Origin of the sequence: Methylophaga nitratireducenticrescens (assembly GCF_000260985.4) — a bacterium.
In the GTDB taxonomy this organism is placed as follows: Bacteria; Pseudomonadota; Gammaproteobacteria; order Nitrosococcales; family Methylophagaceae; genus Methylophaga; species Methylophaga nitratireducenticrescens.
The window spans coordinates 2,860,581-2,879,896 of the sequence record NC_017857.3 but is presented as its reverse complement, the minus strand read 5'-3'; the positions used below and the strand labels follow the sequence as shown (position 1 = coordinate 2,879,896).

General features: G+C 44.6%; 21 protein-coding genes. 14 read left to right on the top strand and 7 right to left on the bottom strand.

All coding sequences use genetic code 11. The features are described 5' to 3' along the window. Nucleotides 1-239: 239 nt before the first annotated feature. Nucleotides 240-1,085, top strand: a complete 846-nt coding sequence (locus Q7A_RS13715; RefSeq protein ID WP_014708223.1) for an HDOD domain-containing protein — start codon at nt 240-242, stop codon at nt 1,083-1,085. Here the strand turns inward: Q7A_RS13715 and Q7A_RS13710 are convergent. From Q7A_RS13710 to Q7A_RS13700, 3 genes are read right to left on the bottom strand one after another with little or no spacing between them, the layout of a single operon-like run. Next, complete coding sequence (locus Q7A_RS13710; RefSeq protein ID WP_014708222.1) at nt 1,082-1,618, bottom strand: gamma carbonic anhydrase family protein; 537 nt, start codon at nt 1,616-1,618, stop codon at nt 1,082-1,084. The two genes, Q7A_RS13715 and Q7A_RS13710, sit on opposite strands and share 4 nt — an antisense overlap. Before the next feature lie 4 nt (nt 1,619-1,622). Further along, nucleotides 1,623-2,048: an MAPEG family protein gene (locus Q7A_RS13705; RefSeq protein ID WP_014708221.1), complete on the bottom strand. Its 426-nt coding sequence runs from the start codon at nt 2,046-2,048 to the stop codon at nt 1,623-1,625. A gap of 56 nt (nt 2,049-2,104) precedes the next feature. Further along, on the bottom strand, nt 2,105-2,536 hold the full coding sequence (locus Q7A_RS13700) for a DUF3617 domain-containing protein (RefSeq protein WP_238595921.1): 432 nt from the start codon (nt 2,534-2,536) through the stop codon (nt 2,105-2,107). A 397-nt stretch (nt 2,537-2,933) separates the two neighbouring features. On the opposite strand from Q7A_RS13700, the gene Q7A_RS13695 reads away from it, so the two are divergent. Further along, nucleotides 2,934-4,988, top strand: a complete 2,055-nt coding sequence (locus Q7A_RS13695) for a protein-L-isoaspartate(D-aspartate) O-methyltransferase (RefSeq protein WP_014708219.1) — start codon at nt 2,934-2,936, stop codon at nt 4,986-4,988. Nucleotides 4,989-5,093: 105 nt separating this feature from the next. Here the strand turns inward: Q7A_RS13695 and Q7A_RS13690 are convergent, their stop codons facing one another. Both Q7A_RS13690 and Q7A_RS13685 read right to left on the bottom strand, forming a co-directional pair. Further along, a complete protein-coding gene (locus tag Q7A_RS13690; RefSeq protein ID WP_014708218.1) occupies nt 5,094-6,038 on the bottom strand; it encodes a serine protease family protein in 945 nt (314 codons plus the stop codon). Nucleotides 6,039-6,189: 151 nt separating this feature from the next. Then, nucleotides 6,190-6,660 (bottom strand): NlpC/P60 family protein, encoded by a 471-nt coding sequence (locus Q7A_RS13685; RefSeq protein WP_044326403.1) that lies wholly within the window; start codon nt 6,658-6,660, stop codon nt 6,190-6,192. Nucleotides 6,661-6,976: 316 nt separating this feature from the next. Here Q7A_RS13685 and Q7A_RS13680 point away from each other — a divergent pair, with 316 nt between their 5' ends. The 6 genes from Q7A_RS13680 to Q7A_RS13655 all read left to right on the top strand — a co-directional run bounded on the left by Q7A_RS13680 (nt 6,977) and on the right by Q7A_RS13655 (nt 11,902). Next, on the top strand, nt 6,977-7,540 hold the full coding sequence (locus Q7A_RS13680) for an isoprenylcysteine carboxylmethyltransferase family protein (protein WP_014708215.1): 564 nt from the start codon (nt 6,977-6,979) through the stop codon (nt 7,538-7,540). Nucleotides 7,541-7,693: 153 nt separating this feature from the next. Further along, nucleotides 7,694-8,356, top strand: coding sequence for a BUD32 family EKC/KEOPS complex subunit (locus Q7A_RS13675; protein ID WP_014708214.1), 663 nt, complete (start codon nt 7,694-7,696; stop codon nt 8,354-8,356). Between the two features lie 69 nt (nt 8,357-8,425). Further along, nucleotides 8,426-9,622, top strand: coding sequence for a BaiN/RdsA family NAD(P)/FAD-dependent oxidoreductase (locus tag Q7A_RS13670; protein WP_014708213.1), 1,197 nt, complete (start codon nt 8,426-8,428; stop codon nt 9,620-9,622). Between the two features lie 125 nt (nt 9,623-9,747). Beyond that, nucleotides 9,748-10,113: an ion channel gene (locus Q7A_RS13665; protein ID WP_014708212.1), complete on the top strand. Its 366-nt coding sequence runs from the start codon at nt 9,748-9,750 to the stop codon at nt 10,111-10,113. A gap of 671 nt (nt 10,114-10,784) precedes the next feature. Continuing rightward, a complete protein-coding gene (locus Q7A_RS13660; RefSeq protein ID WP_014708210.1) occupies nt 10,785-11,534 on the top strand; it encodes a hypothetical protein in 750 nt (249 codons plus the stop codon). A 38-nt stretch (nt 11,535-11,572) separates the two neighbouring features. After that, nucleotides 11,573-11,902, top strand: a complete 330-nt coding sequence (locus Q7A_RS13655) for a hypothetical protein (RefSeq protein WP_014708209.1) — start codon at nt 11,573-11,575, stop codon at nt 11,900-11,902. 36 nt (nt 11,903-11,938) lie between these two features. Here Q7A_RS13655 and Q7A_RS13650 read toward each other — a convergent pair whose 3' ends face one another. Beyond that, nucleotides 11,939-13,129 carry a YbfB/YjiJ family MFS transporter gene (locus Q7A_RS13650; protein ID WP_014708208.1) on the bottom strand — a complete coding sequence of 397 codons (1,191 nt, stop codon included), beginning with the start codon at nt 13,127-13,129 and terminating at the stop codon, nt 11,939-11,941. A 201-nt stretch (nt 13,130-13,330) separates the two neighbouring features. On the opposite strand from Q7A_RS13650, the gene dsbG reads away from it, so the two are divergent. The 6 genes from dsbG to Q7A_RS13620 all read left to right on the top strand — a co-directional run bounded on the left by dsbG (nt 13,331) and on the right by Q7A_RS13620 (nt 18,391). After that, a complete protein-coding gene (dsbG, locus tag Q7A_RS13645) occupies nt 13,331-14,092 on the top strand; it encodes a thiol:disulfide interchange protein DsbG (RefSeq protein ID WP_014708207.1) in 762 nt (253 codons plus the stop codon). Next, nucleotides 14,092-14,892, top strand: coding sequence for a TlpA family protein disulfide reductase (locus Q7A_RS13640; RefSeq protein WP_014708206.1), 801 nt, complete (start codon nt 14,092-14,094; stop codon nt 14,890-14,892). Before dsbG ends, Q7A_RS13640 begins: the two co-directional genes overlap by 1 nt. 48 nt (nt 14,893-14,940) lie before the next feature. Next, nucleotides 14,941-15,732: an SDR family NAD(P)-dependent oxidoreductase gene (locus tag Q7A_RS13635; protein ID WP_014708205.1), complete on the top strand. Its 792-nt coding sequence runs from the start codon at nt 14,941-14,943 to the stop codon at nt 15,730-15,732. Between the two features lie 79 nt (nt 15,733-15,811). After that, nucleotides 15,812-16,915, top strand: coding sequence for an NADH:flavin oxidoreductase/NADH oxidase (locus Q7A_RS13630; protein ID WP_014708204.1), 1,104 nt, complete (start codon nt 15,812-15,814; stop codon nt 16,913-16,915). A 232-nt stretch (nt 16,916-17,147) separates the two neighbouring features. Then, entirely contained in the window at nt 17,148-17,984 is an 837-nt protein-coding gene (locus Q7A_RS13625; RefSeq protein WP_014708203.1) for a 23S rRNA (adenine(2030)-N(6))-methyltransferase RlmJ, read from the top strand. Nucleotides 17,985-18,076: 92 nt separating this feature from the next. Then, a complete protein-coding gene (locus Q7A_RS13620) occupies nt 18,077-18,391 on the top strand; it encodes an MGMT family protein (RefSeq protein WP_014708202.1) in 315 nt (104 codons plus the stop codon). A 74-nt stretch (nt 18,392-18,465) separates the two neighbouring features. Here Q7A_RS13620 and Q7A_RS13615 read toward each other — a convergent pair whose 3' ends face one another. Next, nucleotides 18,466-19,308: an HDOD domain-containing protein gene (locus tag Q7A_RS13615; RefSeq protein ID WP_014708201.1), complete on the bottom strand. Its 843-nt coding sequence runs from the start codon at nt 19,306-19,308 to the stop codon at nt 18,466-18,468. Between the last annotated feature and the right edge of the window lie 8 nt (nt 19,309-19,316).

The window sequence follows — 19,316 nt, the reverse complement described above, 5'->3', positions numbered from 1 at the left end:
TTGTGATCACATTCTGAATGACTATTTGAGATGGTCGTTGTAAGACTGAATTCAGCAGTTTACAACGTTAGAATAGACGTAGAGAAATGATGGTGCTACTTTGGGAATGGTCAATACATGGCAGGATTTATCTATGTCCTCAGGACTCTAGCAAATATTTATTGCTAAGCAGTCTGAATGATGAAAAGTTGTATTAATACAAACATAACAATAGATATTAATCACCGATGGATAGAGAAATGCAAAAAGATAGTCAACACAGCGAAACGGAATTGGAAAATCTCTTAAAGCAATCAATCGTGGAAGGATTTGTAGAGGTTCCTATCCTGCCGGAAATTGCGAATAAAGCTTTTATGCTGGCCAATGATAAAGAGTCAGATGCTAGTCAAATGGCCCAGTTAATTCAAAGTGATCCCTCACTGGCCGGTCATGTGATGCGTATCGCCAACTCGGCAGCTTATACACCGATGGCCAATCTAACCTCACTACAACAGGCCATTGCCCGACTGGGTATGACCACTATCAGTGAAATCGCCATTAGTGCCGTACTCAATGCCAAATTATTCAATACTCCTGGCTATGAAAACTATGCTGAAGCAATTTGGCGTCAGGCATTGGCGACATCACTTTGGGCTAAGGAGATTGCCAGTCATTGTAATGTGAATGTTGAAGTCGCTTTTCTGGCCGGATTGATTCATTCAATTGGCCGCCCAGCGGTATTGCAAACCCTGATTGATGTTGCCGCACAACGAACGTTGCTTTTAGATGATGAAATTGTCCATCAGTTGGAAGAAAAATATTGGCTGTCAGTTTCGCAGATGATCGTTATTCGATGGCGTATGCCGGCTTTGGTTATTGAAACCATCCAGCATCTTGAAACACCTTCGACTGATAAGGAAGCAGGTCAGTTGGCAGCAGTGGTCAATATGGCTAGATATGCTGCAGAGGCCATGCTGAATGATGAGTTGGCAGATAATTTTCCTCTGGCATCCATCGCTATTGTGGAATTCGAATCAGCAGATACCCAGAAACTTTTAACCAAGAAGGAACAGATCAGCGAACGCCTTAAACAACTGGCAGCTTAGTTACTGTTACTTAGATATTCGTTTTTCAACTTCACATAATTCTGGCAGGCATAGTTAAAATAATTCAGTTCGGCCTCAGTTAGTGGCCGAACTTGCTTAACCGGTGAGCCGAGATACAGATAACCTGATTCGAGTTTTTTACCGGGAGGCACCAAAGAACCCGCTCCAATCACCACCTGATCTTCAATGACTGCTCCATCCAGAATGGTGGAAGACATACCCACCAGAACCTGATCACCAATTGTGCAGCCATGCAGCATCACCATATGACCGATGGTGACATCATTGCCGATAATAAGCGGATGACCTTCGGGATTAAACTCACTGGCGTGGGTAATATGCAGACAGGAATTATCCTGAATACTGGTTCGAGCACCTATCCTGATACGATGCATATCGCCACGAATCGATACCAGTGGCCAGACTGAGCTGTCATCGCCAATTTCAATATCACCAATCAGTGAGGCTGTATCATCAATCCAGACCCGTTGACCAAGTTTGGGACTGTTGTCTCGAAACGCTTTGATGACCATCAGACTAACTCAGCAGTGTTATACCGCATAACCCCAGTAAGGCAACATTCGCTAACAGGCCAATCATGAAAAACCAGGTTCTGGGACTGGGGTTTTGTTCTGTGGCAATTGCGTAATAAAGGACCATGTGAATAATTCGGGCGATGGCAAATATCCAGACGAAAATACCCGTCCAAAAGCTATTGGCCCCGATAAGAACCGCCATAAAAGTCGTGCCAAGCATCAGTGGCAGATTTTCCAGTGAGTTCATAAATGTACGATGTGCTCTGAACACAAAGGATTCATGGCTGAGGTTTTCCGGAATTTTGCCTGGAATAGCACCAGTCTGTGAAGCTTTGGTTTTACTGGCAACAAACCATTGAATCAGCAACGTGAGCAAAATGATAAACAAGCCGAGAAAAGTCAGATAATAAATAATCCCCATTGTCATTCTTAGCCTCGTAATCTGGTGTTAATTTTATTTGCTCTTGTTAAAGTGCAGACGGTTTAACAATCGCCCACTCGTTCGCCCTGATATTCGGTATTCATTTTCATCGGTCCAAGAGGTGTGTTCATATCACTGCTCATTTTGCCTTCCAGACGATTTCCATGAAACGTGGCATAGCCTTCAAACAGAGTTGTCATGCCTTCAATACTGCAGGATGCAGCATAATCTACCCGGTCAGTTTTGATATCTGCCTTTGTCACGTTGCAACTTTCGTGAAGGTTCATTGCTCCCATGCCTTCATCCAGTTTCGCTTGTGTCAGACATTCCTGATTGCTGTTAGTTTGGGCTGGCATATTCATTGGCCCCTCAATGTTAGTGGTGCTGGTATAGCTCCACAGACCTGGTTGCAAATTAGGTGTCTCTGCAAAAATCGGTGCTGAGAGAAACGTTAAACTAACAAATATACTGTAAAGAAAAATGGAGTTTTTCAAAGTCTGGATTCCTTGTGAGTTTACATGGCTGGGCATGATAATTTTATGCTGCTACATACGTGAATCTTGCCTGTGACCAGGTTATAGCGCAATAGCCGAGGTGATTTTACGACCAATATTTATGTTTGGATCATAACGGCATAGCTGTTACAGTTAACTTAAGTGCATCAATTTGTTGATTAACACTGTTCTGTTATCCCAATATACGCGGATAACTCACTGCCGCACTACTCTCCAACACCTTTCCGATGAAATATTCTGGTATTAATCCGTTCATTCAGTTTGATTAATTTAACCAGACAGAAATCTGCAAAAACAAACTTGTTTGGCAGCTTATTCTCCGTGTTACTCGCCCAGGCTTTTATCTCATACCACGTTTGGAAAGGAGGTAAGCATTATGGCTTCTATAGATCATTTATCCGATTATCAGCATTCACGACATCAAATGGTTCGCAACCAGTTAATGAACAGAAATCTGAAATCAGACACAGTGCTTGAAGCGATGAGAACAGTTCCACGAGAGAAATTTCTTTCAGAGGATATGTGGGAATTTGCTTACGAGGGCTCGGCCTTACCACTGATTGAAGGTCAGACTATATCCCAACCGTATATTGTCGGTCTAATGGTCGAAGCACTCAATCTGAAAGGTGGAGAAAAGGTGCTGGAAATAGGTGCCGGGAGCGGTTATGCAGCGGCAATTATCGCCCAAATAGCTGATCAGGTATTTGGTATTGAGCGAATCACGGCACTCGCCGAGCGTTCTAAAATGGTTCTGGATAATCTGGGCTATCATAATATTGAAATTATGAGTGGGGATGGCACACTCGGCTATGCCCAGCAAGCGCCTTATGATGCCATTCTGGTATCGGCAGGGGGACCTGAAATTCCTTCTACCTTAAAACAACAGCTAAAAATTGGTGGTCGTCTGGTGATTCCGATCGGCAATCGTCATTATCAACGGTTACTTCAGGTAACCCGGATAGATGAAGACCAGTTTGATGAGGAGATCATCACCCGAGTGCACTTTGTGCCCTTGTTGGGCGAGGAGGGCTGGCACGAACAATCAGATAGCCACAGCATTTCAATAGAAAACTCCTTCTCATCCAGTAAATCACAGCAATCTGCGGAGCATAATAAATCGGCAGACACCGCAACTTTGATAGCCGAAGCAGCACAGCCAATTGATTCAATTGAAACGGTTGACCTCACCCCGTTACTTGACCGAATTGGTGATGCACGTGTCGTGCTGTTAGGTGAGGCAACCCATGGCACTTCTGAATTTTACCGTTTTCGAGCCAGACTCACACAGGAGTTGATTGAAAATAAAGGTTTTAACATGGTTGCGGTTGAAGCTGACTGGCCCGATGCCGCACGCATTGATCAATATGTTCGAGAACTGACTACGCCACCTTCTGAATGGCGTGCTTTTACCCGTTTTCCGACCTGGATGTGGCGCAATACGGAGATGCAGGAGTTTGTCGAATGGTTGCGGCGACATAATGGCATGCAGGCCAGACCCAACTTAAAAGTGGGATTTTACGGGCTCGATCTCTACAGCATGTTTTCGTCGATTGATGAAGTAATTAACTATCTGGAAGACGTCGACCCAGAGGCAGCAGAGATAGCCCGCGAACGCTATGGCTGTTTAACACCATGGCAATCTGATCCTGCCACATATGGTCGTGCAGCTACATCAGGCGAATATGAAAGATGTGAAGATTCAGTGGTGGATATGCTGATGGAGCTGATGGAAAAACAGACAGAGTATGTCGCAAACGATGGAGAGAGTTATCTTGATGCAATGCAGAATGCACGTCTGGTAGCCAATGCTGAAGCCTACTATCGGAGTATGTATAAAGGCTATATCACTTCGTGGAATATGCGCGACAGCCATATGTTTGACACTCTCTGCTCACTATTGGATTTTAAGTCACAAAATACCGATCGACCGGCAAAAATAGTGGTATGGGAACATAACTCCCATATTGGAGATGCACGCGCTACCTCAATGCCCGCACGAGGCGAGCATAATGTAGGGCAGTTATGCCGTAGTAAATTTGGCGACGAAGCTTACCTGATCGGTTTTGGAACGCACGGGGGCACTGTGGCTGCTGCTGATAACTGGGGTGAACCAATGCAGGTTAAAACCATTCGTCCTTCAATGCAAGGCAGTTGGGAGCGTGTTTGTCATGACACGAAGATTCCTGCCTTTATGCTGGGCATGCGTCAACCGGGATCCAAAATATTACGTCAACGCTTAGAAGAAGAGCATCCTGAACGCGCTATTGGCGTGATTTACCGACCTCAAAGCGAGTTAGCCAGCCATTATTTTCAAGCACGCCTCGGTAAACAGTTTGATGAATATATCTGGTTTGATCAGACTAAGGCCGTCACACCATTGGATTTTGAAGCGATGCAGGGTATGCCGGATACTTATCCTTTCGGGCTTTGAAATGTATGAAAATCGACAATGACCCAACAATTATATTTAGGGGGTAATAAATTGTGCTGCTGGCCCGATTTCAGCATCTGCAGCCTGAACGGATAGTGTTGTTGATTAATCCATAATGGTGATATCTGCTCCTTCCAGTCGTGCTCGTTTGAATAACGCTTGTGCTTCTGCTGTATCCAGTCTTACTCCATACGCGGCATAGGGGAAATCACTCAGTGGTGCTGGATGTTCGTTAAAGAATGGCCATTGTTTATTTTTTCGGTAAAAGGTTTCAATAAAACTGGTGACAGCAATGACACCTTGTTCTCCATTGTGACCTTTAACCAGCCATGGCCCCCCCGAATCGCCAAGAGTAGGCATGGGCAATTGGAATTGATACCGATCATTTTCTACACGGCTTACGGCCAACAAGGCAGAAGTTGAGCGGATCATGGCTCGTTTTGCCAAAAACTGAGCTCGAAACTGCAGATGTAACAATGGATCTAACTGCTCATAGATTTCCGGTACAAACAAATAGAAGTCATCTTCAGCTGACAATAATTTTTTGTCTGCACAGCTTGGTTGTTCTAGATTCGGATCGGAATCCCCACGTCCATAACCACATAATAAAACGGACGTTTCATTTATTGAATTGAGCACCGGTAAGGCGTGAATTCCCTCCGGTGCATCACCATCAAACACCAGTACAGCTAAATCACTGGCAAGGTTCTGTTTCACTTCATTAAAGCGGTTATAGAGTGCTGCACGTAATGCTGGTACCGGTTTACCTAAAAAGAGTTTAACAACGGGGATGCGGGTTTGAGGGGTGATTTTTGCATCACGCAGACAATGAGCAACGGTGATAATGGTTAGTGGCTGGGTTCCCACCACAACCGAACTGCACTCATCCTGCTGTGTGACAAGGCTGTTGGTGCCGCCATACCATTTCAGCTGATCAACTATTAACTGGCCGGTAGATACCTGTTGAACCGGTGTCGGTTCGCCAAAAATAACGGCTTGTGCCGGATGTATTATCATCCAGCTCACAAATAAAATAATCACTTGCCCCATGAGCCATCCTCCTCTTTAAGATAGAGAATCACTGATTAAAGCGATGTTATTAAGGCCATCTTTTAATGAGTTAAGTTCAGGGTCAAAACTTGAAAAACAATTCTTCCAGCCAGGGTGAAAATGATTCTCTTATGACGTTCTATTTTTGATATCAACGTTTTACACTGACTGCTTGCCAGAAATGCCGAGACCAATAGGTATTTTTAAGGCTGGAAATCATGACGCCCCGGGTGGTCGATGCATGTAAAAATTTATGGCCTTCCAGATAAATACCGACATGACGTCCATTACGGAAAAACACCAGATCACCGGAACGTAATTCAGCCCTGGTTATCTTTCGCCCGGTACGAAATTGCTGGTCGGTACTTCTGGGTAAATCAATACCAAACAGATCTCGAAAAGTGACTTGTACAAAGGCAGAACAATCGATACCGGAGCGACTTATGCCTCCCATACGATAAGGTGTGCCGTGCCATTCGTTATGCTGTTGATAAAGCAGCAACATAGCCTGAATTTCATCATAATATTGAGTATCAGCTGCAGGTTGAGAAATGTGCGCTCTGTCTGGTGATTTGGTCGAAAGTTTGGGGGCCGTTCCACAACCGGAAAGCATGGCAAACATTGGCAAAAATACTATGCAAAATCGCCAATGTGATGAACTGAAAAATTTGTAATGTATTCTGGTCATTAAAGGTATGGCTTCACATTCTCAACTATTCAAACAGATTAAAAACCATATAGTTCGAAATTTACAGGATATTTTCATGGTTTTTGAAGTATTACTAGAAAAAGCAGAGATGAACTATGATTTTAGGAGCAGGAAAATTACCGCTGTCATAATTTTGCCATGAACTTTTAGTAGGTTTTGGCTACCAACACTCTATCTGCTGTCCATACAAATCTGCTTGATATTTAGTGGCTTGAACAAAGGTAATTGAATGACGGATAAATTTGCTGAATTAACACTGCTAGTCCTCATTGCTGGTGCAGCTCTGGCATTGCTTTCCAACGCTGGGAAGTGGCGCATACGAAATGTGCATCAGTGGGATAATGAAATAGTTGCGCTGACAGTTATTACCTTGATTAGTATGGTTGGCCTTCCACTGATTGATGCCACGTTGCCATGGCTGGAATTTGCAGATTTGCGATACTATAATGAACTCGCTTGGTCAGGTCTTTTTATTGGAAGCTTGGGCATATGGTTGTTGTACAGAGCTACGGGTGATTATATTGCTCCCAATAAACAGAGACATTTTGCTCGTCGGGGCATTTATCGATTTATACGTTATCCATTTTATTCTGCGCTTTTAGTCTTGGTTTTAGCGCAGTTAATGTTAACGCAGAATTGGTTGGCCGGCATGGCCGGTTTAATAACCTTCGTACTTGTTTATTACTTGAGAGTACCGCGGGAAGAAGAGGATGGGCTTGAAAAATATGGGCATCATTATCTTGAATATATGTTACAGACAGGGGATATCTGGCCGCGGGTTCCTTTAAAATAGTAAAATTAGAAGCTTTTGTTCAACAGGGGCTGGAGTAGGATGGTAAAATCGTGCGCTTTCCGCCTTGTCGACCACAAAAAATAGCCTGCATCCGTGGTGGGTATGAAAGATAAACCCGCCCTAAGAATTTGAACACTGTTATGGAAAACATTAATGCTTAATATTCGTCCGCTTTCTCGTGAACATTTAGCCTCACTAATGGAAAACGCGACTGTGATTGAAAAGGATAAAAAAGGCATTAAAGTGGCAGTTCTGCCTGAAGGACAATACTTAAAATTTTTTTACCGCAAGCGTTTTCTAACTAGAGAGTTACTTGCGCCAGCAGCCGTTAAATTTGCTCGCAATGCTTATCATCTGGCACGACTTGATATTCCGACCCTGCAAGTGAGTTCTTTACATCGCATTATAGGCGGATCCCACACGGTAGCTATTTATTCACCCTTACCCGGCCGTACCTTACGGGACATTGTTAAATCCAGTGAAGCTGATGCCAATTTGATGTATCGCCTAGGCGTGTTTTTGGCGAGAGTGCAGCGACGAGGCGTATATTTTCGTTCAATTCATCCAGGTAACATTATTGTAAATGGGATGGATTTTGGCCTTATCGATATTCTGGATATGCGTATTCATTCGTGGTCTTTAAGCCGCTGGGCGAGGCGTCGAAACTGGCGACATTTTTTTCGCTATCCACAAGATTGGGAAAATCATTCTGATTTGATCGAAGCGCTTATCAAAGGCTATCGTCATTCTGCCGATCTGCCGTTGCGCGAATTAAATTGGATTGATCGTGTTATTGGAAAAGTAATCTCCACCTGATTTTTAACCGTTGTCTTTGCATCTCAACTTATCGGTCAGATGGGACATTTTTGCGTAAAATGCCCACACATGACGACTCAAAATAAAGCTTCCAACGAATATGATGTGATCATCATCGGTGCCGGTGCGGCTGGATTGATGTGCGCTATTGCTGCTGGTCAGCGTGGCCGACGTGTGCTGGTAACTGATCATGCCAATAAAGTAGGCAAGAAGATCCTGATGTCTGGTGGCGGACGCTGTAACTTCACCAATATGTATTCCGCCCCGGAAAATTTCATTTGCAACAATCCTCACTTCGTTAAATCGGCATTGAGCCGTTATACCCCCTGGCATTTTATTGAATTGGTCGAGAAACATCAGATTGCCTATCACGAGAAAAAACTGGGTCAGTTGTTTTGTGATGAGTCATCGAAACAAATCGTACAGATGTTGCTGGCGGAGTGTGCATCAGCTGGTGTGAAAATTATCACAGATACATCGGTCCAGGTGGTTGAAACCGGTGGTCAAAAATTGCTGGAAACCCCTCAGGGTAAATTACAGTGTGAATCGGTGGTGATCGCAACTGGAAGTTTGTCGATTCCCAAAATGGGAGCAACCGGCTTTGGTTTTGAATTAGCCAGAAAGCTTGATATTTCGGTGTTGCCCACACGGGCAGGGTTGGTCCCTGTGGTGTTGGATGATCATAAACTCAAACCGCTTGCCGAGCTTAGTGGTATTTCATTGGATACCATCACAGAAGCTAACCAAAATTCATTTCACGAGAATATTCTGTTTACTCACCGAGGTTTGAGCGGCCCTGCGATATTACAGGCATCAAGCTATTGGCAACCTGGCGAACCGCTGAAAATTGATATGTTTCCTGGAATTGAACTGGCTGGATATTTAGCTGAAATGCGGGTTGAAAAATCCAAAACAGCACTGAAAACCATTCTTGCCGAAAAACTGACCCGTCGGGTAGCCCAGCTTTGGTGTGAACAGTGGGTTGAAGATAAACCGCTCGGTCAGCTTTCCGATACAGATATTGAACATATTGTGTCACAGTGCCAGCCCTGGACGGTGAAGCCATCCGGCACGGAAGGTTATCGAACGGCCGAAGTGACTTTGGGGGGGATTGATACTGATGCATTATCTTCCAAAACGATGGAGTGCAAGAATCATCCGGGATTGTATTTTATTGGAGAGGTGGTCGATGTTACCGGTCATTTGGGCGGGCACAATTTCCAATGGGCCTGGGCTTCGGGCCACGCTGCTGGACAATTTGTCTGATTAAATATTGTCAGAAGTTTGAGAGTCTGTCTAAAAACCGTTAACGTTCTATAACCAAAAGTTGTTTTCAACAGCGATTGAAAGCGTTTATCACATCGTATTTATTCAATTGCAGGAGATCTCCATTGCTGGAATTACTAACGGATGCTCAGGTTGTTACCGTGTTAGTGACCACTCTGGTGGTTGGACTGGTTGTGGTTTTTCATTATGAGGTCATTCAACAATTAAACCGGTGGTGCCCGACTCATCCATCCAAGACGGCAAAGCATCGTCACCGGCCGATAATTTTGGCCACGATGTTTGCTTTATTGTTTGCGCATATCATTGAAATCTGGTTATTTGGCGTGGCCTTTTGGGGCTTATTGAGTCAAACAGGGTATGGGGCCATCAGTGGCTATGATCATATTAGCCTGTTAGATAGCGTTTACTTCTCTGCGGCGACCTATACCACGGTTGGTTGGGGCGATTTAGCCGCTACCGGCCATATTTGATTCCTTGCAGGTACAGAAGCATTAGCGGGATTTATGATGATTACCTGGTCTGCTTCTTTCAGCTATCTGATTATGGCGCGTGCCTGGGGAAATGAACCTGATTAAATCTATGAAAAATGGGCTCATTCCATGATTTCAAACTATTCCATTAGGGTCTGTTGCAAAGCTCAGAGAAGGATTAAATATCAGCGTCACTTTGTCATCCATTTCCCGTTTCATTGGATAAGCAGCAAGCCATTTCGGCCATAATTCAGTTTCAGTCAAATAACGTCAGGCACGCAAAATAAGATTCGCCAACGTTCGTTCAACCTTAAAGTTATCAGGGGTAATTAATTCACTATAATGATCGATATGACGATCTCTTCTCAAGTTTCTGGATGGTCACTCTATCCTGGTGTTTAAAGCCCTGTTCTGGCTGGAAATATTGCAAAATAAATAAAGCTTGCGACAACAAGAAAATTGTGAAATATTTCACAAAAATGTTTACAGGATGCGAGTGATGCTTATCGCTTTTTTGCCCAATACTACAGCCTGATTGGTATGCTTCCTAACGCTGCATTTTGTTTCCATAGTTGGCGTTCTGTGCACGAACGTAATCGAATAGTTTCCCATTTCCCCAATACTGTTTGTTTGGACATATTTTTTCCGACCTTTGAAAAGGCATTCGGTAGATGGATCTAAGAAAGCTCAGTCTGATTCTGATGTTGATGGGTATTGCCTTCCTATTGCTATCATTGGTGTGGTTTTTTGTGGCTTATGCATCCACCCTGGATACGATAACTCAGTATGGTGATAAGGATCTCGTTATGCAGATGATGGCGTGCGTTTATTCTTCGCCACCGATTTGTCAGGGGGCGGCGTTTTTAAGCGATGGGCCTTCTTATAGTCCTGTCGTCTTCTGGCTTGGCATCATCATGATACTGGTTGGAGTGATTGTATTTTTTGCTTTAAACAGCCAGATAAATCAGACACATCCTCTTGAGAGTATGGCTGGCGAGCACCTGCGTGATGGCAAGATATTGGGATTGATTGCCAAAGAAAAATACACCCACTACAGCTATATGCTTTTTCTGATTGGCGCTGGTGGAGGCTTGTTACTGCCGCCTTTGGCAGTAACCGCTTTAATGGGCTTTGTATTGGCCGTGCTGGGGTATTTTGTCTATTCACAATTGTTAACCAGCCTGGATAAAAATCATTTGGCTATGCTCAGCATGATTTATCTTGCCTCAACACTAGTCATTATCCTGACGATGGGTAGTGCACTGTTTCTACTGGCAGCCCTGGTGCAGCTCGCATTGTATTACATCGGCTTTAACAGCTATCGACTGGGCCGTAGCATCAGTGCCAATAATTTAAAAGAGGAAGCCATTCTGGCATTTAAACCGATCCGTGAGCGATTTTCTTCGGGCAAGAAAGACTAATTTGTCGTTTTCAACCGGTAATAATTCGAGGTAGCGTTATGAAAATCGAAAAAAATTTATTAGGCTCTATCAATTTTGTGCGTTGGTCTCAGACGATTCCTTTGCTATTAGCAATAACACTCTCTGCCTGTGGTGCTGACTTTCAGGAAGGCGCCTATGTCGATTCACAATATGGCACCGGCTATGAGTTTAATGCGGATGGTCAGGGACAGTTGATTGGTGGGGTACCCGGCTCATACAGTTTTACGTATGAGGTCGATAGCGATGAGGTAGTGACTTCCGGTGATATCAACCTCACTTTTAAACGCATTGATGATAAAACGCTGGAGCGACCTGATGGAACCCGGCTGATCCTGAAGGAAGAATAGGTCTCATGGAGGTCAGCATGGAAGCTGTTATTCAAATCACAGGTTTGCTGATTTGAGCTGGGTATTTTCTTCAAATTGTTGGATCCGCCAGACAAAGAAAATGCCGGTGACCATAACCGCTGCTGCCATCCACAATGCTGAAAGATAATTCCCGGTCAGCGTGGATAAATAACCCGCCAAAGCAGGGGCGATAAGTTGAGCAATACCATAACTTATCGTTAGTTTTGCCATGGCTTTGGCGGGGTTATGAGGAAATTTATGGCCGACATAGACCAGCATCAGGCTGACAATTCCGGCAAAGGTGGCACCAAATAACAACGCGCCAATTACGTTAAACAGCAAGGATTCACTGAATAAGGGAATCAGGATAGAAAGCAATATAATCGAATAAGCGGCGATGATGGCCCTTGTCTCACCAATGCGCTCAGCCACTTTGTCCCAGATAATGCAGGATGGGATGGCCGCAACACCCAGCATCACCCAGATAAGATTGCTGTGTCCCGACAAGCTGGGCATTCCTTCAAGAATCGCTACGATAAATGTCGCGCTAATCACATAACCCACCCCTGCACAGGCGTAAGCAGCAATCATTAACCGCATCCATTTATTGTTGGGCGCTGCAAAATCAGCAGTGGGAGCCTGTTGTGTTGCAGGTGCTGGCATCAGATACCAGGCGGGCAGGAAAAACAAAATACCGAAAACTCCCATAATCAGCCATTGCTCAGCCCAATTGAAATAGGGTGTTATCAAAACAATGACGAGTCCGGGAATCGCAATACCGAACCCCAAACCGGAAAAATGGATACCTAATGCCGATTTGTAACCATTTTGTTTCAGCCAGCCCATCACAAATCCTGCTGCCAGAATTATTCCGGCAGTACTGCTCAGCCCACCAATAAACCGCAAAATGCTCCATAAAACCATATCAGTGGTAACGACCATTAATACGGTGCTTAACACCGCCAGAATCAGGTTGATTCGGTAAAACAGAAATTTGGTTTTGAGGCTGGTTAAAAATGAGATCAACACCACACCTGACAAATAACCAATGTAATTAAATGTAGCCAGCCAACCTCCGCTTAATGTATCCAGTGAGGTTTCATTTAACATGATGGGCAAAAAAGGCGTGTAGGCAAAACGGGCAATACCGACGGTTAAAATCAAAGCACAGATCCCAGCCAGAATGACCTGATGTCGAGGAGAGAGTGGAAGCCATTGTTTGCTCATAAACAGCATGTTACCTGAAGAAAGTGAACGCTTTACCTTTTACCATAAGTCTTCAAAGGATGTGTTGTTGTGAGAAGTTCAAATAACGATGGATAAATAAATGCAGAGCATTTTTAATTTAAAGATTGTCATCTGCTCTATTAATCCCCACTTAATCCGTCTGAGTTACATTCTCAACGTACACCCCTTCCGGAGTTATTAATGAAGAAAATAATCGTCCCTGTAGTGTTATTGGTTCTCGGATTTGGCAGCTATTTTGCGCTAGCCGAACAACAGGAACCTGAAGTCATCAGCTACATCAAACAACAGGGAGTGACCATCATTGACAGCTTTGAAACCCCTGCGGGTTTAACAGGTTATGCCGCAAGTATAGAAGGGCAGCCGCTGAGTATTTATCTGACAGAAGATAAAAAATATGCGGTGATTGGAAACCTGATTAATGCCGAGGGTGAGGATCTGGGCGAGCAGGCCATGTATGAGCTGATTAGTGCTCCGCAGAATGAAAAGGTCTGGCAAAAACTGGAACAGGCTAGATGGATTCAGGATGGTCAGGAGACTGCCCAGAAAATCATTTATACCTTTACTGATCCCTATTGCCCCTATTGCCAGCGTTTACGTGAAATGGCCGATCCCTATATTGTTAAAGGCGAGGTGCAGTTGCGTCACATCATAGTGGGTATCCTGCAGGAAGACAGTATCAAAAAAGCGGCTGCTATTTTAGGGGCTGATTCGCCAGAACAGGCTTTGCAACAGCATATTCAACATGCTGATGAAACATCAGCCGATTTGAATGAAGCGGCGTTAACTAACGGAGAGTTGCTGGTAGAGAAAAATAATCAGCTGATGGAACAGCTGGGGTTTATGGCAACGCCGACCAGCGTTTATAAGGATGAAAAAGGTCATGTGCGGCTGATTGAAGGCATGCCGATGCGTGATGATATCGACAAGCTGTTTGAACAGTGATGTCGATTAATCTCGGACCCTTTGCTTTACCTCTCGAGCCGTTATTGTTGTTTGGCTGTGCTCTTTTGGGAATATTGGTGGCCTCTGTTCTGGCCAGAAAAAAAGCAGGCTCGGTCACCGATCCGTTATTAATGATGCTGTTATTCGGTCTGGTCATCGGACGCATCGTGTTTGTCATTAAATTTGCCGATCAATACGACTCTTTCTGGCAGATGCTCGATTTTCGCGATCGGGGGGTGGACTGGGTGTCCGGCACGATAGCAATGGCACTGTTTCTGTTATGGCAAATCAAACGCCTGCCACAGCAACGTATCGCCTTGTTCGGTGGAGCCTTCTCGATTTTGCTGTTTTTCTCGGTAACGTCCTTATTAATGAATGTCGGACGTGAACAGCTTTCAATACCCGACATTGCTTTGGAACAATTGGACGGCGAGCAGATTTCGCTGGTTCAAGTTGCTGAAAATAACATTACCGTGGTGAATTTATGGGCAAGTTGGTGCCCACCTTGTCAACGTGAAATGCCTGCCTTTGAAAAGTCAGCACAACAGTATCCTGATATCCGCTTTGTCATGCTTAATCAACAAGAGTCCGCTGCAAAAGTTAATGACTTTCTGGCTGATAATAAGCTGACATTTGAACACGTGCTGCTTGATAAAACCGGCAAAGTCGCCGATACATTTGATGCCTATGGGTTGCCAGTGACGCTGTATTTTGATCAACAGGGCACTCTGGTTGACAGCCATATGGGGGAAGTATCCGCGGCATCGTTAAGCGCTACATTAGAACGCCTCTCAAAGTAATCATGTCGTCATGATGAATCTGTTAACTGACGATTGGAAGGAGATTTTATGGATCTGCAACTGAACAATAAAACAGCTTTTATAAGTGGCAGTACAGCGGGCATTGGTTTTTCCATTGCCAAAGCACTGGCCGATGAAGGAGCGAATGTTATCGTCAACGGTCGTTCTGAAGCCTCAGTTAAACAGGCTATTGACTCCCTGAAATCTACAGCTAAAGGTAACGTAGATGGATTTGCAGGGGATCTTTCGGTAGCGGCTGAAGCCGAGAAACTGACAAAGCAGTTCCCCGAAGTCGATATTCTGATTAATAATCTGGGTATCTTCGAGCCTGTGCCGTTTGAAGAAATAGCGGATGAAGACTGGCGACGTTTTTTTGATGTAAATGTGCTCAGTGGCGTGCGTTTAACGAGAGCGTATCTGCCCGCTATGAAACAACAAAACTGGGGTCGGGTGATTTTCATCTCCAGTGAAAGCGGGGTGCAGATCCCCCATGAAATGATTCATTACGGTATGACCAAAGCTGCGCAGATTGCTATTGCTCGTGGTCTGGCTGAACAGGTTGCCGGTACTAATATCACCGTTAATTCTGTATTGCCGGGGCCGACCAGTTCACGCGGTGTCGAAACCTTTGTCAACGAGCTGGCCGTTAAAGAAGGCCAAAGCATCGAAGCATTTGAAAAAGACTTTTTTGAACACGTCAGACCGACTTCTCTGATTAAACGTTTTGCCACCACCGATGAAGTTGCCTCGATGGTCTGTTATCTCTCCAGTCCATTAGCATCAGCAACCACGGGTGCAGCTGTTCGTGTAGATGGTGGGGTTATTAAAAGCGCTTTCTAAATAGTTATCCGATTTCTAACTTCTCAAAATCTAGCTTCAGAAATTTTTCGAATTTTATTCTTTAAGTAAGAGACACCATATGACAGCATTGTTTACTGAGTTTTCACTGAAAGATGTGACGTTACGCAATCGTATTGCGGTTCCACCAATGTGCCAATACAGCGCAGATGATGGCCATACCAATGATTGGCATCTGGCGCATTACACGCAATTAGCACGCGGTGGTGCGGGGCTGGTGATTGTGGAAGCGACGGCAGTCAGCCCTGAAGGAAGAATTACCCCAGGATGCACTGGCATTTGGAATGACGCCCAGGCTGAAGGCATGGCAAAAATTGCTTCGGCCATTAAAAAAGCCGGTGCCTGTGCCGGTATTCAGATTGCACATGCTGGTCGTAAAGCCAGCGCTAATCGTCCTTGGGAAGGCGATGATCATCTTGCTGACAGTGACCCACAAAGTTGGCAAACCATCGCGCCATCTGCTGTGGCATTTGGTGCCAATTTGCCGAAAGTACCTCAGGCTATGACGCTTGAAGATATTGAACGGGTTAAGGCTGACTTTGTGGCTGCTGCCAAGCGCGCCAAAAAAGCTGGATTTGAATGGCTGGAACTGCATTTTGCTCATGGCTATCTGGCACAAAGCTTTTTTTCAGTACATTCCAATCAACGTGACGATCAATATGGTGGCGATTTGGCCGGTCGTAGCCGATTCTTATTGGAAACGTTACAGGCCGTGCGCGAAGTCTGGCCGGAAAATCTGCCATTAACCGCCCGCTTTGGAGTGATTGAATATGATGGTCGTGATGAAGAAACATTAAGTGAGTCAATTCATTTGACCCAACAATTTAAACAATCCGGTCTGGATATGCTCAGCGTCAGTATGGGGTTTTCTACTCCCGATGCGAATATTCCCTGGGGACCGGCTTTGTTAGCACCCATTGCGGAACGCGTGCGTCTTGAAGCTGACATTCCAGTCGCGTCTGCCTGGGGAATTGATGAACCAAACACGGTGAACCAGGTTATTACTGATCAACAAATGGATTTAGTGATGGTGGGACGTGCTCATTTAGCCAATCCGCATTGGCCGTACCATGCTGCTAAAATTTTAAAATTTGACGATCCTGCCTGGGTATTACCTGCTCCTTATGCACATTGGTTATCGCGGTATCATGCTCCAGATAGCTAAAACCTTAAAAGTTACTAAAGCTTAATAATCACTTAAATAGGCATTACCCAAATTGAGCCTCACCACAAAGGCAGTTGCCATTGTGGTGAGATAGAGTTTGTTATGAATTTGCTGGATGGTAAGGAAGGTCAACGGACTGAATGAATGCTTAAGAAATTTGTTTTGCTAAACTAGCCAGCTAAGCGTAATTTGCAGCTACTTAATTGACTCTTCCCACTCATCAGGATTTAACTTGCTAAGCTACCGCCACTCATTTCATGCTGGCAATTTTGCCGATGTACTTAAACATATCGTGCTGATTGAAATTTTGCAGCACCTTGGTAAAAAAGATAAAGCCTTTGATTACATAGACACCCATGCTGGTGCGGGGCTTTATCATCTGGCTTCAGTGCATGCGGAAAAACTTCAGGAATATCAAGATGGTATTGCTAAATTAACCCGTTCTGACTGGCCGGAATTGGCTACATATTTTGCTGTAATTGATGCGGTGAATACCACAAAAGCGCTGGAATATTATCCCGGTTCCCCATTTATTGCTTTGCACTGTATACGACATCAGGATCGTGCCTGGTTATATGAGTTACATCCGGATGATGCGGGTCTGCTATTGCAAAACACCCAGAAGGTAAAGCGGGCTCGGGTTATGCGTGAAGATGGTTTAAAAGGCCTGTTGTCGTTATTACCGCCTGTATCAAGACGTGGGCTGGTGCTGATTGATCCATCTTATGAAATCAAATCTGATTACGATTTAGTGTTTCAGACCGTCGAAAAAGCTTATGCAAAATTCCCAACCGGTACTTATGCAATCTGGTATCCGGTAGTAGAGCGCAGCAGAATTCTGCGGCTGGAAAAACAGTTTATTAACAGTGGTATTAAAAACATTCAACGCTTTGAGCTCGCCATTACAGCTGATTCGGATGAACGTGGGATGACCTCTTCCGGCATGATAGTGATTAATCCGCCCTGGCAATTAATCGACACCATGAACCAATTGCTGCCCAAACTGCTTAACGTGCTGGCAGTTGATGCAAGTGCCTTTCATAAATCTGAAGTGCTGGTGGCAGAATAAAGCTGTTTTTTTCAGAAACAGAGTGAGCTGATGAATGTTAACAGGCTGAATCAAGCGGTTATGCATTTTTTACAGTTGCTGCAGGGGCAATCATGAAAAACAGGCACAACCTGGATCAAATTATCTGGCAAGTGGTTGCGGCTATTCCTCCTGGCAAAGTCATGACCTATGGTCAGGTAGCTAAGCTATGCGGTTATCCTGGCTATGCGCGGTATGTGGGAAGCACGTTGAAAAAATTGCCGGATGATTCCACGTTGCCATGGCATCGGGTGATTAATGCCAAAGGCAAAATTTCTTTCCCGCCAGAAAGTGAGTCATACCAGAAGCAGAAGTATTTACTCCAAAAAGAAGGTGTTTTGATGGTGGGTAGCCGTATAAAGCTAATGGATTATGCTTGGAGGGAATAAATCCTAATTAGTTGGTCAATAAAAAGGTTATGCGACGAGAAGATAGCCTTCATTTTTTTGAATAATTTCAATTGTTATATATTCTGGAAAAGCGCTAGAGCTGCGGCATATTCTTCACTATTTTCATCCAGCTCCACCACACTGATGCCAGTGTCAATGCCAAGCTTACGGAAAGCGAGAACTTTATCTCGGGTATTGGGGGCCAGCGCTTTATTAGTGTTGAAATAGCTTTGCAGGTTAGCAACCTGTACCACGTCTGTCAGATCGGGACCATTTTGGCTATTACGATTCAGATTGGCATGTTCTGCGGCAACAGTAACGAGATTTTCCGGAAAATCCCAACTGCGCAAAATAGCTTCGCCAATTTTGGGGTAGAGGTTGTCAATCAGCGTATCCAGCCGGCGAGTATCATCCAGTAGCTCAGGAGTGTCGGCAGCCTTCATCAGGATAGGCAGCGCACCTATTTCATGTATCAAGCCTGCAAGCATTGCTTCATCGTTTGCAATATGAGGCTGCTTGGAAGCAATGACCTGACTTGCGGCAGCAACTTCGATACTGTGTTGCCACAGGTCTCGCATACGTTTTTCCAGCTTTTTATTGGTCGGACGGAACATCTGTTCCATCACCAAACTGGTCACCAGGTTGCGAACCATAGAAATACCCAGTCGAGAAACAGCCGTCTGAACCGATTCGACCTCAACTCGGCCTCGGTAAAGCGGACTGTTTGCGACTTTAATCAGACGAGCAGTTAAGGCTGCATCGGTCGTAATGACCTCAGCAAGCTGTGCTGCAGAAACATCCGGATTATTGGCAACTTCACGAACCTTGAGGGCAACCTCAGGCAGTGTGGGTAGTACCAGTTTTCCTTTTTGGAGATCATTAATGATCGTCGTGTACAATTGGTCTTGTTGACTCATATTAATCC